The organism is Salinibacterium sp. PAMC 21357 (genome assembly GCF_000247645.1).
GTDB lineage: Bacteria > Actinomycetota > Actinomycetes > Actinomycetales > Microbacteriaceae > Rhodoglobus.
The window spans coordinates 1,311,924-1,326,790 of record NZ_AHWA01000004.1 but is presented as its reverse complement, the minus strand read 5'-3'; the positions used below and the strand labels follow the sequence as shown (position 1 = coordinate 1,326,790).

Here is a 14,867-nt window from a genome sequence, read left to right as displayed (position 1 = left end):
CGTCCGTTATGCGGAGATCGGCGAAGGGAACGCCGCGAGCACCAGCGCGGCACCATCGTTGACGTCACTCTCGGTGACCTCGCTGGCGACTGCGAGTACGTCATCCGGAGCCTGGCCCATCGCAATACCGCGACCGTGACGAGCAGCCCATTCGAGCATGTCGATGTCATTGCGGCCATCGCCCATGGCGAGCACACGCGTGCGCGGGATGCCAAGCCGTGAGCGCACATTCTCGAGCGCCGTTGACTTGTTGACGCCATCGGGGGCTATGTCGAGCCAGGCGGTCCAGCCGACGTTGTAGCTGACCTTGTGCAGCCCCATGCGTTCGACAACGGCAAGGAAGTCATCCACCTGGTGTTGTGGTGAAATCACGACAACCCGAGTGGCCTGAACCTTAACGAGCTCGTCGAACGAGACATCTACACTGACGGCGCCGAGCGCACCATCAGGAAACTTTCCATCAACGAAGAACTTGCCGGTCTGGTCTTCGACCGCATAGTTCGCCGAACCCAAGTGCTTCTTGATGCTCGTCAAGACCTCTTTAGGGTTGAACATTTCAACGAACTCGCGGCTGTAACCGCCCTCGCCCATGGGGTCACGCTTGAGGGTGATCGCACCATTGGAGCAGACAACGTACTCGGGCTTGAGCCCCAGCTTCTGCAAGATGGGCAATGTCATGGCAACCGAACGACCAGTGGCCAACATCACTTCGTGGCCGGCATCCCGAACCTTCGCGACCGCCGCAATCACGGCGTCGTTCATTTCGCCCGATTCGAGCAGCACAGTGCCATCGATGTCGAGTGCGATCATCCAGCGGTCATCGAGGGCAGCGGTTGTCACGCGATGGGCTCCAAAATTTCGAGGCCGCCGAGGTAGGGGCGAAGCGCTTTCGGCACTACGACTGACCCGTCGGGCTGTTGGTGGGTTTCAAGAATGGCAACCAACCAGCGGGTGGTTGCGAGAGTTCCGTTGATGGTCGCGACGGGAGCCGTCTTGCCAGACTCGGTGCGATACCGGATGTCGAGACGGCGCGCTTGGTACGTCGTGCAGTTCGAGGTCGAGGTGAGCTCGCGGTAGGTGCCCTGGGTTGGAACCCACGCCTCAATGTCGTACTTGCGAGCAGCGCTCGAACCGAGGTCGCCACCGGCAACATCGATTACGCGATAGCTGAGCTCACACGCCTGCAGCATCGACTCTTGGAACGACAGCAGCCGTTCGTGCTCGGCCTGAGCATTCTCGGGCAGCACATAGCTGAACATCTCGAGCTTGTTGAACTGGTGCACGCGCAGGATGCCGCGGTTGTCTTTGCCCGCGGAGCCAGCTTCGCGGCGGTAACACGTCGACCAACCGGCGTAGCGCAGCGGACCCTTCGACAGATCGAGGATCTCGTCGGAGTGGTACCCGGCGAGCGCCACTTCACTCGTGCCGGTGAGGTACAAGTCATCGGCAGGCAGGTAGTAGATCTCGTCGGAGTGCTCACCCAGGAACCCGGTGCCGGCCATCATCTCTGGGCGCACCAGTGTGGGCGTGATGAGCGGGATGAAGTCGCCAGCAATCGCGCGGTCAAGGGCCATGTTCATGAGGCCAATCTCGAGGCGCGCCCCAACACCCTTGAGGAAGTAGAAGCGGCTGCCCGACACTTTCACACCGCGAGGGATGTCGATGGCTCCGAGAATCTCGCCGAGATCGGCGTGGTCGCGGGGCTCAAAGTCGAACTTTTTGGGAGTGCCAACTTCGCGCACGAGCTCCCAGTCGTCCTCGCCGCCGACGGGAACGCCCTCAACAGCGATGTTGCCAATCGCGCCAACGATGCGGGTGAACTCTGCCTCGGCCTCGGCCGAAACCAGCTGGGCGGCCTTTACCCGAGCGGAGAGCTTTTGCGCTTCTGCGACGAGAGCTTTTTTCTCCTCGGATGGCGCCTGCGCAACCTTCTTGCCGAAACTGTTCTGTTCAGCCCGAAGCGACTCGAACTCGCCAATGCTGGCGCGACGGTTTTGGTCGGCAGCAATAGCGTCGTCAACCAACTGAACCGATGAACCGCGGGCAATTTGCGATTGGCGCACGGCATCGGGGTTATCTCGGAGAATTTGGGGGTCAATCACCACTACAGCCTACCGATTCATGGCGTAGCGTTTATCTGTGCCCACCCCTCGAACTTCGAAGCCTAAAGCTGCGGTCGTCTATAACCCGCTCAAGGTTGATCTCGCGAAGCTTAAGAAGACGGTCAATGCTGCCGCAAAGGCGGCGGACTGGGCTACCCCGATCTGGTTTTCCACCACGCTGAAGGATGGCGGGCAGGGGGTCACCGGCAGTGCAATTCGTCGCGGTGTGACCATGGTGATTGCGGCCGGCGGCGACGGAACCGTGCGCTCAGTCGCGGAGGCTTTGCGGGGCAGTGGAGTTTCGATGGCCGTTGTTTCGGCCGGCACTGGCAACCTGCTCGCCCGCAACCTCGACCTGCCGACGACGAGCATTCGCGACAGCATCCAGATCGCTTTCAACGGCGCCGACCGCACCATTGACCTCGGCATGGTGGAGATCGTGCGCGACAACAATGACCACGAAGAGCACGCGTTTTTGGTGATGGCTGGCCTCGGGCTCGATGCCAAGATGATCAAAAACACCAGCACGAAATTGAAGAAGGCCGTGGGCTGGCTGGCCTACGTCGACGGCATTGCCCGCTCTATTCCCGAATTGCGCCCCGTTAAGCTGCGGTACAGCGTCGATGGGGGCCCCCACCGGTCGCTCAGCGCTCACACCGTGATCATCGGCAACTGTGGATCGCTACCCGGCGGTCTGCTACTGATGCCCGAGGCTCAGCCCGACGACGGCATCCTCGATATGGCGGCGTTGATTCCGCGCGGCCGCCTTGGCTGGCTCAATATCTGGAACAAAATTGCGTGGGAAAACGGTGTGCTGCGCAAGAGCGTCATGGGCCGCCGCATCATCGACCTCTCTAAGGACGTACGTGATGTGCGTTATGCCAAGGGCAGCGATCTCAACATGATCGTTGACATTCCCGAAGAGTTTCAGCTCGACGGTGACGAGTTTGGGCTGGCCAAATCAGTGCACGCTTGGGTGGATGCTGGCTCCCTCATCGTTCGGGTGCACAAACCTCACTCGAAAGCGCAGTTGCGAGCCCACTCCAAAGAGCAGGCTAGGAAGACTACGACCCGCGGTTAACGGACGGCTCGTTGGTCGTAATCGCTCGCAACCAATCGCGTGCCTCGGCGAAAACATCGTTTCCGTACCGAGGCGTTACGGTCGTCGCCAGCTTGTCTGCACGCGGGTAACTACCCAAGAAGATCACGTTCGGGCTGAAACGCTTCAGCCCCAGCAGAGCATCAGCAACACGTTCGTCAAGGATGTGACCTTCGAGGTCGATGACGAAGCGGTAGCGCCCCAGAGAATCACCAATCGGTCGCGACTCAATCAAACTCATGTTGACGCCGCGAGTGGCGAACTGCTCAAGCATCTCGAGCAAGCGACCTGGAGCGTCATCCGGTAGTTCTACGATGATGCTCGTTTTGTCGGCCCCCGTTGGCGCAGGCAAGGCGGTGTTTGAACTGACGAGAACGAACCGGGTAACCGCGTTCTGGTTATTGCCAATCTGGGTTGCCACAACGTCGAGGTCGTAGTGCTCGTCGATTCCGGGCGGGGCCACCGCAGCATCCGCAAGTTCGGTGTCGAGAAGGGTCGCCGCAGCAGCGACGTTCGAACTGGCAGGCACATGACCGTGGCTCGGCAGGTTAGCGTCGAGCCAACGCCGCGTCTGCGCATAGGCAACTGGATGCGCGTTGATGACGTTAACGTCGGCGAGCGCTGTGCCGGGTCGCGTCACGAGCACGAAGTTCACGGGCACTAGGTACTCGCCAATAATGCGCAGATTGGGCACGTTGGTGAGCGCATCTTGCGTTGCGCTTACTCCACCTTCGACGGAGTTTTCGATGGCGATCATTGCCGCAATACTGCGACCATTCGTGACGTCGTCGAGCGCTTCGCCCACATTGTTGACGCTCTTCCACTGCGCACCAACGGCCTCTGGAACCTGCTTGAGCGCAGCTTCCGTAAACGTCCCCGCTGGGCCTAAGTAGCTATAGGTCAGTGAGTCGGGGTTAGGCGTTGCAGTCATGACACGAGTTTAGGGTGCGCGGCACCGGCAGCGGTTGCGTTGCGAACTGCTCGAGGGCAGTCCGCGTACTTTATCCCTGCGGCACGTAAGCGTTGAGGCCTGAGCCTGCGCCGTCTTCATCGAATCTCTCGCCAAGCGGGTTCGCGGGAAGCAGCATCATGACGAACACGATCAGGCCGCCAATCATCGGAATCGCGGCGAGAAAGTAGAGCCACCCGCTGTAGTTGGCATCGTGCAGTCGTCGGCAGATCAGGGCGAAGCTGGGAAGGACCGCGGCGAGCGAAAACACAGCCAAGAGGATAAGGGCGATGATGAAAATGAGACTCGTCCCTCCTTGGTAACCGGGATCCTTCGGGAGGAGGTCGCCAGTAGCGAAGCCGACGGCAAAGAACACAGGAATGACGAGAGCAAACATCAACTGCGCCCACCAGAACTCGCTGCGACTGGCACGCCCCGAAAACGTTGTGGACTTCTTCCAAAATCGGCTCACTGCTGTCGGGAATGACGCCCCATAATAGGGCGACGCAAGATCAGGAGTCGCGTCGAACGGCTGCGACTGGTAGCTGAGCTGAGTTTCTGGACTCATGGACACGGTGGTTTCCCCCCACTAATTCGACTGGGGTCAACCAACCCCCGAACCTAAATTTAGCTCACTGGTGCGCCCGATGTCGCCCCCAATTCGCGCCACAGATCGACCCAATAGACCGGCACCGGCGGGTACCCTTGAGCTATGGCCAGCGAAGTAATTCACGACCCCTCGATGCACCGCTACGAGCTGCTCCTCGATGGCGTTCAGGTGGGGCTCGCTGACTACCAAATGCAGGATGATCAGATCGTGTTCGTGCATACCGAGATCGACCCGAAGTTTCGCGGTCAAGGCCTCGGCAACGATCTTGCTCGTGGCGCCCTCAATTTAGTTCGCGCCGAAAGCGAAGCCCGCATCGTTGCCCGATGTGAGTTCATTGACCGCTTCATCACCGACAACCCGGAATACGGCGACCTCCTCACCCGCTGAGAGCACCGCGCGTTCGGCAGCTAGATCAATCCCTAGCGACGCGGGACAACTACCGGATGCCCGGCAACCTGATGCAGGTCGACCGGGAGCCCATAGACGCTTTCGACCCGCTCGGCGGTGAGCACCTCGCTTGGCGTACCAATAGCGTCGAGCTTGCCGTGCGCAATCAGCGCGAGCCTGTCGGAGTAAGCCCCGGCCAAACTCAGGTCGTGCAGCACGACGACGACAGCACGACCATCCGCGGCCATCGAGCGTGCCACTTTCATGACGTCTTCTTGATGGCGCAGGTCGAGGGCGGCGGTCGGCTCATCGAGAAACACCACGGGGGTGTGCTGCGCGAGCACGCGCGCGAGTGAGACTCGCGCTTTTTCGCCACCAGACAGCGTTGTGTAGCGCCGCTCCCCCAAGTGGGCAACATCCGTTGCTTCGAGCGCCGCGGTGACGACGGCGACGTCATCACGGCTCTCGATGGCGCGCGCCCACGGGCTGCGGCCCATCGCCACAACTTCAGAAACGCGGAAGGGGAAACTGACGCTGTTCTCTTGCGTGAGCACGGCTCGCAGCTGGGCGAGCTCGGCATGGCGGATGCCGCCAACATCCCGACCATCAATGGTCACGGTACCGCTGTCTGGCTTGCGATCGCCGCTCAAGACCGAGAGCAGGGTCGACTTTCCGGCGCCGTTTGGCCCCACCAGCGCGAGGACCTCGCCGGGCCGCACCTCGAGACTCACGTCGTGGAGGATGGCGCGGGAGTCGAGGCGAACTCCGACGTTGCGTGCGCTGATCATGCCCATCCTCCGCTGCGCTTGCGTTGGCGAAACAGGAGGTAGAAGAAGAAGGGGCCACCGACGAGGGAGGTGAGGAGGCCGATCGGTAGATCGCCACCGGTCACCACCGAGCGCGCAAGGAGATCGGAGAGCACGAGCAGCACGCCGCCACCGACTGCACTCGCCACTATGAGTTGACGGTGGGCCGGGCCGATAACCATGCGCATGGCGTGCGGTACGACAAGGCCGACGAAGGCAATGATTCCGCAAAACGCGACCGCGACGCCGGTGAGCAGCGCGACGATCACGATCGACACGATGCGGAGTCGCTCGACATTGACGCCGAGGTGACGGGCGTTGCGCTCCCCCAGCGACAGTAGATCGAAGGGGCGCGCAAGCACAACAGCAGCGGCAAGGCCGATTGCCGTCACGAGGGCGACGATGAGCACTTCGCTCCAGCGGGAGCCGTTGAGGGATCCGAGCTGCCAAAACACGATCTGTTCTCGGCTGCCTGAGTCGGCGACGAACAGCAAAAAGGCAAGGCCCGCTCCGGCGAAGGCGTTGACGGCGATACCGGTAAGCAGCAAGGTGACGACTTCGGTGCGACCGTTGGCGCGTGAGACGAAGTAGACGAGCAAGGTGGCGAGCAATCCGCCCACAAAGGCGAAGAGGGCGATTGCGCCGTCACCGAGCGCGGCAACGCCAGCGACGATGGCAATCGCGGCGCCAAAGGCGGCTCCGGATGAGACACCAACGACACCGGGTTCGGCCAGCGGGTTGCCAAAGATGGCCTGCATGACGGCACCGGCCACGGCCAGTGCCGCACCAACGACCAGGGCCATCGCTATACGGGGGAAGCGCACTACCCAGAGCGTGGATTCCACGATGGAATCAGCCGGTGCCCACTCGTTGTGAATGCCCAGCGCCCGCAGCAGTGACCCACCGACTTCGGCGGGGCTAACGGACAGTTGCCCGAGCACCGCCGACGCCACAATGCCGCCGAGCAGCAGCGCGGCAAGAGTGAGCGTCAGGGTCACGCCGCGGAGGGTGTTGTTCACGGAACGCGCTGCAACCACTCTTCGGTGCCAAATTTCTCGGCCACGAGCTCTGCAGCGCGGGAGATCTCCTCGCTCGTCAATTCGCTTTCAGTCAGACCGTGCAGTTTGCGGAAGGTAGCGACCATGGTGTCGATGATGTCTGCGCGTTCCATGCCGGTCTGGCTGCGCAGCGGATCAACCCGTTTTGCCGCAGATTTGGTGCCCTTGTCGCTCATTTTTTCGCGACCAATGCGCAATACCTGCACCATTTTTTCGCCATCCATGTCGTAACTCATGGTGACGTGGTGCAGCACGGCACCGGCACCGAGTCGCTTTTGCGCGGCTCCCCCGATCTTGCCGGTGGGGCTGGCGATGTCATTGAGGGGCTGGTAGCTGGCGTCGATACCGAGCGACTTGAGGGCAATGATGACCCACTCGTCGAGGAAGGCATAGGAGTCGGCGAAGGTCATTCCCTGCACCAGTTCGACGGGCGCGTAAATGGAGTAGGTGATGACAGTGCCGGCTTCCATGAACATGGCGCCACCGCCTGAGATACGACGAACGACTTCGAAGCCGTACTTTTTGGCATTGTCGAGGTCGACTTCGTTGCGCAGAGACTGAAAGCTGCCGATGACAACGGCAGGTTTGTTCCATTCCCAAATGCGCAGGGTTGGCTTGCGCCGGCCAGCGGCAACCTCATCGGCGAGCACCTGATCCATTGCCATTTGCATGACAGGTTCTAGCGGCGGCCCGGTGACGATCTGCCACTCGTAATCTTTCCAACTCGTTGCACGCTGCAGTGCCCGACGGATGGCCGTGGCCACAGAGTCGGCAGAGAATCCGAGCATCACGGTGCCCGCGGGTAGCGCCTGCTGCACGGCGGCGGTGATGGTCTTCGCATCGGCGTTAGCCGGGAGCCCGTTGACGGCGGCATTGATGTCTTCGAGCGCGTCATCCGGCTCAAGAAAGAAGTCGCCGGCCAGTCGGAAGTTCGTGATGGTGTCGTCAACAACATCGAGATCGACGACCACAAGCTTTCCGCCGGGCACCTTGAATTCGCCGTGCATGACTAACCCCTGTCTAGTTGTACTGAATCCAGCCTAATGCGCCACGTTCGGCAGCGGAATTGACCAGTCGAGTGGTGGCACAAACTCGCCATGACCGTGATCGATCAGCCGCGAGCGCAACCGCCGGAATGACTCATTAAGAGCTTCAGTGCCGGGATCGCGGTCGATGCCCGTGTGGCTGTACTCGTAGACCGTCCACGAGGGCCAGATGTGTAGGTGGGCGTGCGGAACTCGGTAGCCCTCGAACATGAGCCCAACGCGATCGGCATCCCATTCGTCTCGCTGCGCCAACCCAATGTGGCGGCCGACACGAAAAATGTGCAGTGCGAGCTCTTCGTCGAGATCGCTCCACCGGTCGACCTCGAGGCGCGGAATCACGAGCACATGGCCCGGATTGCGCGGCTCGATCGTCAGAATGGCAAAGACTCGATCATCCGCCCACACAAAGCGACCGGGTGAGCGTCCGTTCAGTATTTCGGTGAAGATTGACGCCATCTATTTGGGCTCTGCAGCCTCGGGGCGGGGACCGTCTGGATGAACGGGCTTGAGCCGCACATCTAACCAAGCGATGAGATCAGTGATCACTTCGTCTTTATTGGTCTCGTTGAAGATTTCGTGACGGGCGCCAGGGTAAACGATCGCTTCCATGTCTGTGAGCTTGGAGCGTGTGGCATAGTCGGCCGCGAGCCACTCGATACTCGTCGTGCCACCAAGTGAATCCTCATCGCCGATCATGATCAGCAGGGGGATGTCGCGTTTGATGTGTTTCGTGGGGCGACCGAGGAGACGCATCCCGTCGATGGGACCGAAGAGTTTGAGCGCATCCGCATAGAAGGTCAGCGGGTCATTGACGAAGTCTTCGGCGACCTGAGCGTCTCGGCTCAACCATTCGTAGCCGGTGGTGCCGAGGTCTTTGTGCTGCGCGTTGAGATTGCCGCTGTTCATGTGCGCAAAGGTGCGGTGCGCGGTTCCGGTGAGAATCGCGACCTCATATTCGTCGGCGTGCGAGTTGAGCACGTCTTGCACCATGAGCGAACCCCACGAGTGGCCCAGAAGAGCAACGGGAAGGTCGGGATGATCGGCGCGAATAATCCGGGACAGTTCACGGATGTTTTGGGTCGCCGCCCGCAGACCACCCTTGCCGAGCTTGCCCAGTTTGCTGGCGTCGCCCGCGTTCTGGTCGAGACCGGTAGCGCCGTGCCCGCGGTGGTCATCGGCATAAACCGTGTAGCCGGCGGCGGCGAGAGCTTGGGCAACATACTCGTAGCGGCGGGCGTGATCACCCAGGCCGTGAGTGAGCTGCAGCACTGCATGGGCGTGAGGTGATTCCCACACGTAGTAGTGGATTTTTACTCCGTGGGCGTCCGTATAGGAGTGGTCAGTTCGTGGCACCGTGAACTTGGGCATTGATGGGCCTCCTTGCTTACTCCATAGTACGGCGGGAGCGGGCTCTGGTGCCGAATTCTCGATGCCACGATCGTCAGCTGTTGAGTCTGTCAGTTAGTTAGCAAGACTAATTTGATAGACTAACTAACATGCCTGACAAACTAGACGACGAGCTTCGAATCGCTCTCATGCGAATTGCTCGCCGCGTTCGGCAGCAGCGTCACGACGACACCCTCAGCGACAGCCAACTCTCCGTTCTCTATGTGCTCACCCATCACGGTGGCAGCACTCTGGCCGCCCTTGCCGAGCACGAACGCGTCACTCCCCCATCGATGAACCGCACGGTGAACTGCCTTGTTGAGGAGGGGCTGATCACCCGATCGAGCTCGCCAGACGACGGCCGCAAAGTGCTCATTGAAGTGACGGATGCCGGCACCGAACTCGTCAACAAGACACGGCAGCGTCGCGCTGAGTGGTTCGCGGCAGAACTCTCGGGGCTCGACACCGCAGAGTATGCCGCCCTCCATGCCGCCATCCCCGTTCTGCTGAAGTTGGCCAATTCGTGAGCGCAATGTTCCGCTCGCTTCGCATCTTCAACTATCGGCTCTGGATCATCGGAGCCATCGTCTCCAACACCGGCGCGTGGATGCAGCGCACCGCTCAAGACTGGATCGTTCTCACCGATCTGACCGATCATGATGCCGCAGCTCTCGGCTTCACCATGGCGCTACAGTTCGGCCCCATGCTGATTCTGATGCCGCTCACCGGGATCATCGCTGACCGTTTTGATCGCCGCACCGTGCTGTTGTGGACCCAGTTCAGCCAGTTTGCTCTCGCCCTCGGGCTGGGCATCCTCGTGATCTCGGGTCACGTTCAGTTGTGGCAGGTGTACGTCTTTGCGCTCCTGTTGGGAGTGGCCACCGCAATCGATGCCCCCGCCCGTCAAGCGTTCGTCTCTGAGCTCGTGAGTGACAAAGACCTGCCGAACGCGGTAGCCCTCAACTCAATGTCGTTCCAGACTGCGCGCCTCATCGGGCCCGCCGTTGCTGGTGTGCTGGTCGCTGCCATTGGTGCCGGGCCGGTGTTCATCGTGAACGCGGCATCCTTCGTGGGTGTACTCGCGTCCCTCTGGTTTATCCGGCGCAGCCAACTAGTTTCGGTCGTGAAGCTCGGGCGAGCGAAGGGGCAAATTCGGGATGGGCTGCGTTATGTGCGCGGTCGGCCAGACATCCTGATTGTGCTCGTCATGGTGTTTCTTGTCGGAACCTTCGGCTTCAACTTTCCTGTCTTCATCGCCACCATGGCCACTACAGAATTTGGCAAGGGCGCCGCCGAGTTCGGCCTGCTGTCGTCGATGATGGCGGTTGGCGCGGTCGTCGGATCGCTCCTGGCCGCGCGACGCGAACGGGCCAAGCTCGGCGTCGTCATTGTCGGTGCCGCCTTCTTTGGCTTCGCGTGCCTGCTTGCCGCCCTGGCCCCCAGCTACTGGACTTTTGGGGCGGCCCTCACCATCATTGGCGTCTTCTCGCTCACCATGATGACGACCGCCAACGCCTACGTGCAAACCTCGACAACGCCGATCATGCGTGGCCGCGTTATGGCGCTCTACCTGGCGATCTTCGCGGGCGGCACCCCCATCGGCGCGCCCATCGTGGGCTGGGCTGCCAACGAACTCGGACCCCGCTGGGCGCTCGGCATCGGCGCCCTTTCCGGGCTACTTGCCGCCGCCGCCGCCGTCATCTGGCTCGTTTACAGTCGCGGGATGCGCGTGGGCCGGGTGCCCGAAAGTCGCTTCCGTTTACGCTTGCGCTTTCCCCCAGAGCCCACGCCCGACGAAGCGATCGAGCTCGCCACCCAGGAGATCGCGATCGTCGAAACAACCACTCGTCGCACCAGCTAGCTGACGCTGCTCTAACCAACGAACGGGGCGGATGCTCGTTGCATCACACCCCGCCCGTATAGACCTTTTCGGCGCAGCCTAAGCCTCGCGGGTAATTTCCACACTCACGAATAGCTTCGAGCCGAACGGCCCCGCATACACTCCACGGAGCGGCGGCACGTCGTTGTAGTCGCGCCCGCGACCAACCAGCACGTGACGGTCACCAATATCGATGAGGTTCGTGGGGTCGTAGCCACGCCACTGCCCATTGCAGAACCATTCGATCCACGCATGGGACTCGCCGACTACCGTCTCGCCAATCGCCGCATCCGGTTTCGGGTGCAAGTAGCCAGACACGTAGCGGGCAGGAATGCCGACGGAACGCAGAGCGCCCAGAGCGAGATGCGCGATGTCTTGGCACACACCCTTGCCTCCGGCCCACGCCTCGGCCGCGGTCGTTGCGACTCCCGTGACACCACTCATGTACTGGATGGCATTGCCGATGGCCTTCGAGATTTCGAAAGCACTCTCGCACGCGTCATCCGATGCACCGGCGATATCTTTCGCGAGCGCCACAACCTCGGCAGGCGGTTCGGTACGACGGGTCTGACTCAAGTTCTCGACAGCATCCATCGACAGTTCAGCGGCGGCCGCCAGATCTGACCAACTCATGCACTCCGAGACATGTTCACGCTCGTGCACCTCAACCAGACTTGTCGCGGTAAGCGACAACTCCTTGTGCCCCGTGAGCACCTCAAAGGAGGCAACCCGGGAACCCCAATAGTCGACATAGTTGCTTTGACTTGAGAGCGGCAAGATCTCCAGATTCGAGAACAGCACCAGCTGACCCTCGACGCTGGCGGGCAGCATCCGAGCCTCGTTATACGACGCCGTGACTTCTCCGCCATAGCTGAACCCCGTGGAGTGAACGATCCTGAGACGCTTCATGAGATCTCTCCAACCCACTCGGGAGCGGCATTTGTGGGGAAGTAGCGCTGACGCACCGCCTCCGAAGCCGCACTCGTTGCTGCCTGCACCCGGTCCATGTGGTGGGGCAGGTCATCCAGAATTTCGTTGATGGGCCGATACTCCAGCTCGCTGCGAATCTTGCCGAGCAAGCGCTGCGCGTCATCGGCAACCCCCACCCGGTTCATGCGGCGGGGCTCAAGTTCGCGCATGCAATCCTCGGCCCGAGAAACCGAGAACAGGATGCTGCGCGGGAACAGGCGATCGAGCAGCAAGAACTCGGCAGCATTGCTCGCACTCGGAACACCACGATAGGTGCGCAGGTAAGGCTCATAAGCGCCACAGGAGCGCAGAATGGTCGTCCACGACGGGCCACTTGCTTCGGTGAGACTGCGTGTTGCCAGCAAGCGCGCCGTCATGTCTGCGCGCTCCAGGCTGCGGCCGAGCGTAAAGAACTGCCACGCCTCATCCCGACTCGTTGCCGACTCGATAATGCCGACGGCAAGAGCACTGCGCTCGCGAACCCACGAAAAGAAGTCAGCAACTTTTTCTTCAGAAATGCGACGCGGCATGCGGGCACGCGTCGTATTGAGGCACTCCCACAGTTCGGTCGACACAATTTCGCGAGCACGGCGAGCATTTTCGCGCGCAGCCCCCAGAGAGTAGGCGATCGAAGCGGGCTCGGTGCGATCAACGGCGAGAATGGAGAGCACGTCGCCGCGAGTGAGCACAGCGTCGGCGGGAGCTTCGCTACCCATGACGCTCAAGAGTGCACGGCAGGCGTCGTTTTCTTCGATCCACGGGTCTTCGAGCAGCAACTGCAAGTGAACGTCGAGGATGCGGGCTGTTCCGTCGGCACGCTCAATGTAGCGCCCGATCCAGAACAGCGATTCTGCGATGCGGCTCAGCATGACTGACCTCCCTCGATGTCGGCACTCTGCTGTTGCTGTTCTTCTTGACGTTGACGTTGCGTTAGCGAGCGAGCATTGCCGTGATCTTCGGCATGATCTTCGTGAACGCCGGCTTCCAAAAGCATCTCGGGAGTGATGACCGTGATTGCTTCGGTATCGGCCTGAACTTCCACTAGGCCCTGCATGCTGCTGGTCGACACCTCAAGCTTTTCGCGACCAACAACCCACGTGTCTTTCGATCCGCCACCCTGCGAGCTGTTGACGACGAGTTGCCCTTCGGGCATTGCCACACGGGTAAGCCCCCCCGGCAACACCCAGACGTCATTTCCGTCGTTGACGGCGAAGGGGCGAAGGTCGGCGTGACGCGGGCGCATGCCGTCATCCACGACTGTGGGAATCGTTGACAGCTGCACAACGGGCTGCGCGATCCATCCGCGCGGATCTTTACGCAACTGCTCCTTGAGTGTGGCCAACTCTGGCTTAGAGGCCGCAGGACCGATAACTAGTCCCTTGCCGCCAGAACCATCCACCGGCTTAACCACGAGCTCATCGAGTCGGTCGAGTACCTCTTCGAGTGCCCCCGGATCTTCGAGTCGCCACGTATCAACATTGGGGATTATCGACTTCTCGCCAAGGTAGTACTCGGTGAGATCGGGCAGGTAGGTGTACACGAGCTTGTCGTCGGCGACACCGTTTCCGACCGCATTGGCGATCGTGACATTTCCGAGGCGAGCCGCGAGCATCATGCCCGGGCTGCCCAACATGGAATCGGCACGGAACTGCAGTGGGTCGAGAAACTCGTCGTCGACCCGGCGATAGATTACGTCGACGCGGGTGGGGCCGGCGGTGGTGCGCATCCACACCCGACCGCCAGAACAGAAGAGGTCACGGCCTTCCACGAGCTCGACCCCCATGAGGCGGGCAAGAAGTGTGTGCTCAAAATACGCCGAGTTGTAGACACCGGGAGTGAGCACCACCACAGTGGGCTCTTCGATACCACTCGGTGCGCTGGCCCGCAAAGCCTGCAACAACTTATGCGGATAATCGCCAACCGGGCGAACACGCATCGAAACGAATAGCTCGGGCAAAGTCTGGGCCATCACTCGACGGTTCGAGATGACGTAGCTCACACCGCTGGGCACCCGAACGTTGTCTTCGAGCACGCGCCAAGCGCCAACCTCATCGCGAATCAGGTCAATACCGCTGACCTGAATGCGCACGCCGTTCGCCGGTTCAATACCGGCGGCTTGGCGATGAAAGTGACTGGATGAGGTGATCATGCGGGCAGGAATCACACCATCTTTGATGGCATTCTGCGGCCCATAAATGTCGGCTAGAAAAGCCTCAAGCGCACGCACTCGCTGCTTCACCCCGGTCTCGACCTGTTTCCATTCAGACAGGTCGATCACCCGAGGAACCGGGTCGAGCGGGAAGGGTCTTTCTTCTCCCGCAAAGTCGAAAGTTACCCCCTGCGCAAGGTAGCTATCAGCGAGCGCTTCTGTGCGCCCGTGCAACTCTTCTTGCGTCATCTGGGCGAGCGCGTCATGTATCTCGCGGTAGGGGCGACGTATCTCGCTATCGGCAGAGAACATCTCATCCCACGCCGCTGGTCCGGTGCGTTTGGAGGCGCTTGATGTGTATCCGTCAAACAAATCTGCCATGTACAGACACTATGCCGATTGCACAGTTTCCGCTTGATCGCGGGTC

16 protein-coding genes are annotated in these 14,867 nt (G+C 61.0%); 4 read left to right on the top strand and 12 right to left on the bottom strand.

Annotated elements, in window-relative coordinates:
• Nucleotides 1-6: 6 nt before the first annotated feature.
• Nucleotides 7-840 carry an HAD family hydrolase gene (locus ON14_RS09825; protein ID WP_010204842.1) on the bottom strand — a complete coding sequence of 278 codons (834 nt, stop codon included), beginning with the start codon at nucleotides 838-840 and terminating at the stop codon, nucleotides 7-9.
• Nucleotides 837-2,102 carry a serine--tRNA ligase gene (gene serS / locus ON14_RS09820; protein ID WP_010204839.1) on the bottom strand — a complete coding sequence of 422 codons (1,266 nt, stop codon included), beginning with the start codon at nucleotides 2,100-2,102 and terminating at the stop codon, nucleotides 837-839. Before serS ends, ON14_RS09825 begins: the two co-directional genes overlap by 4 nt.
• A 37-nt stretch (nucleotides 2,103-2,139) precedes the next feature.
• On the opposite strand from serS, the gene ON14_RS09815 reads away from it, so the two are divergent.
• The gene (locus ON14_RS09815; RefSeq protein ID WP_010204838.1) at nucleotides 2,140-3,183 is read left to right on the top strand and encodes a diacylglycerol/lipid kinase family protein; all 1,044 of its coding nucleotides are present in this window, start codon (nucleotides 2,140-2,142) and stop codon (nucleotides 3,181-3,183) included.
• Here the strand turns inward: ON14_RS09815 and pheA are convergent.
• Both pheA and ON14_RS09805 read right to left on the bottom strand, forming a co-directional pair.
• The gene (pheA, locus tag ON14_RS09810) at nucleotides 3,167-4,132 is read right to left on the bottom strand and encodes a prephenate dehydratase (protein WP_010204837.1); all 966 of its coding nucleotides are present in this window, start codon (nucleotides 4,130-4,132) and stop codon (nucleotides 3,167-3,169) included. The genes ON14_RS09815 and pheA overlap by 17 nt on opposite strands.
• A gap of 70 nt (nucleotides 4,133-4,202) precedes the next feature.
• The gene (locus ON14_RS09805) at nucleotides 4,203-4,718 is read right to left on the bottom strand and encodes a DUF805 domain-containing protein (RefSeq protein WP_010204836.1); all 516 of its coding nucleotides are present in this window, start codon (nucleotides 4,716-4,718) and stop codon (nucleotides 4,203-4,205) included.
• A gap of 144 nt (nucleotides 4,719-4,862) precedes the next feature.
• Here ON14_RS09805 and ON14_RS09800 point away from each other — a divergent pair, with 144 nt between their 5' ends.
• Nucleotides 4,863-5,147, top strand: coding sequence for a GNAT family N-acetyltransferase (locus ON14_RS09800; protein WP_010204835.1), 285 nt, complete (start codon nucleotides 4,863-4,865; stop codon nucleotides 5,145-5,147).
• Nucleotides 5,148-5,179: 32 nt separating this feature from the next.
• On the opposite strand, the gene ON14_RS09795 is transcribed toward ON14_RS09800, so the two are convergent.
• Genes ON14_RS09795 through ON14_RS09775 form a run of 5 tightly spaced genes read right to left on the bottom strand, consistent with a single transcriptional unit; the run spans nucleotide 5,180 to nucleotide 9,425 of the window.
• Entirely contained in the window at nucleotides 5,180-5,941 is a 762-nt protein-coding gene (locus ON14_RS09795; protein ID WP_443208537.1) for a heme ABC transporter ATP-binding protein, read from the bottom strand.
• Nucleotides 5,932-6,990, bottom strand: a complete 1,059-nt coding sequence (locus ON14_RS09790; RefSeq protein ID WP_010204833.1) for a FecCD family ABC transporter permease — start codon at nucleotides 6,988-6,990, stop codon at nucleotides 5,932-5,934. The genes ON14_RS09795 and ON14_RS09790 overlap by 10 nt, the downstream gene beginning before the upstream one ends.
• Nucleotides 6,969-8,018: a lipoate--protein ligase family protein gene (locus tag ON14_RS09785; RefSeq protein ID WP_010204832.1), complete on the bottom strand. Its 1,050-nt coding sequence runs from the start codon at nucleotides 8,016-8,018 to the stop codon at nucleotides 6,969-6,971. The genes ON14_RS09790 and ON14_RS09785 overlap by 22 nt, the downstream gene beginning before the upstream one ends.
• Nucleotides 8,019-8,051: 33 nt before the next feature.
• On the bottom strand, nucleotides 8,052-8,513 hold the full coding sequence (locus ON14_RS09780) for an HIT family protein (RefSeq protein ID WP_010204829.1): 462 nt from the start codon (nucleotides 8,511-8,513) through the stop codon (nucleotides 8,052-8,054).
• On the bottom strand, nucleotides 8,514-9,425 hold the full coding sequence (locus ON14_RS09775; protein WP_010204825.1) for an alpha/beta hydrolase: 912 nt from the start codon (nucleotides 9,423-9,425) through the stop codon (nucleotides 8,514-8,516).
• Nucleotides 9,426-9,553: 128 nt separating this feature from the next.
• Here ON14_RS09775 and ON14_RS09770 point away from each other — a divergent pair, with 128 nt between their 5' ends.
• Entirely contained in the window at nucleotides 9,554-9,970 is a 417-nt protein-coding gene (locus ON14_RS09770) for a MarR family winged helix-turn-helix transcriptional regulator (RefSeq protein ID WP_010204824.1), read from the top strand.
• Nucleotides 9,967-11,304 (top strand): MFS transporter, encoded by a 1,338-nt coding sequence (locus ON14_RS09765; RefSeq protein WP_010204823.1) that lies wholly within the window; start codon nucleotides 9,967-9,969, stop codon nucleotides 11,302-11,304. The genes ON14_RS09770 and ON14_RS09765 overlap by 4 nt, the downstream gene beginning before the upstream one ends.
• Nucleotides 11,305-11,382: 78 nt before the next feature.
• On the opposite strand, the gene ON14_RS09760 is transcribed toward ON14_RS09765, so the two are convergent.
• The 3 genes from ON14_RS09760 to ON14_RS09750 are packed head-to-tail and all read right to left on the bottom strand — an operon-like array spanning nucleotide 11,383 to nucleotide 14,821.
• Nucleotides 11,383-12,231, bottom strand: coding sequence for a transglutaminase family protein (locus tag ON14_RS09760; RefSeq protein ID WP_010204822.1), 849 nt, complete (start codon nucleotides 12,229-12,231; stop codon nucleotides 11,383-11,385).
• Nucleotides 12,228-13,160 carry an alpha-E domain-containing protein gene (locus tag ON14_RS09755; RefSeq protein WP_010204821.1) on the bottom strand — a complete coding sequence of 311 codons (933 nt, stop codon included), beginning with the start codon at nucleotides 13,158-13,160 and terminating at the stop codon, nucleotides 12,228-12,230. Before ON14_RS09755 ends, ON14_RS09760 begins: the two co-directional genes overlap by 4 nt.
• Nucleotides 13,154-14,821, bottom strand: a complete 1,668-nt coding sequence (locus ON14_RS09750) for a circularly permuted type 2 ATP-grasp protein (RefSeq protein WP_010204820.1) — start codon at nucleotides 14,819-14,821, stop codon at nucleotides 13,154-13,156. Before ON14_RS09750 ends, ON14_RS09755 begins: the two co-directional genes overlap by 7 nt.
• Between the last annotated feature and the right edge of the window lie 46 nt (nucleotides 14,822-14,867).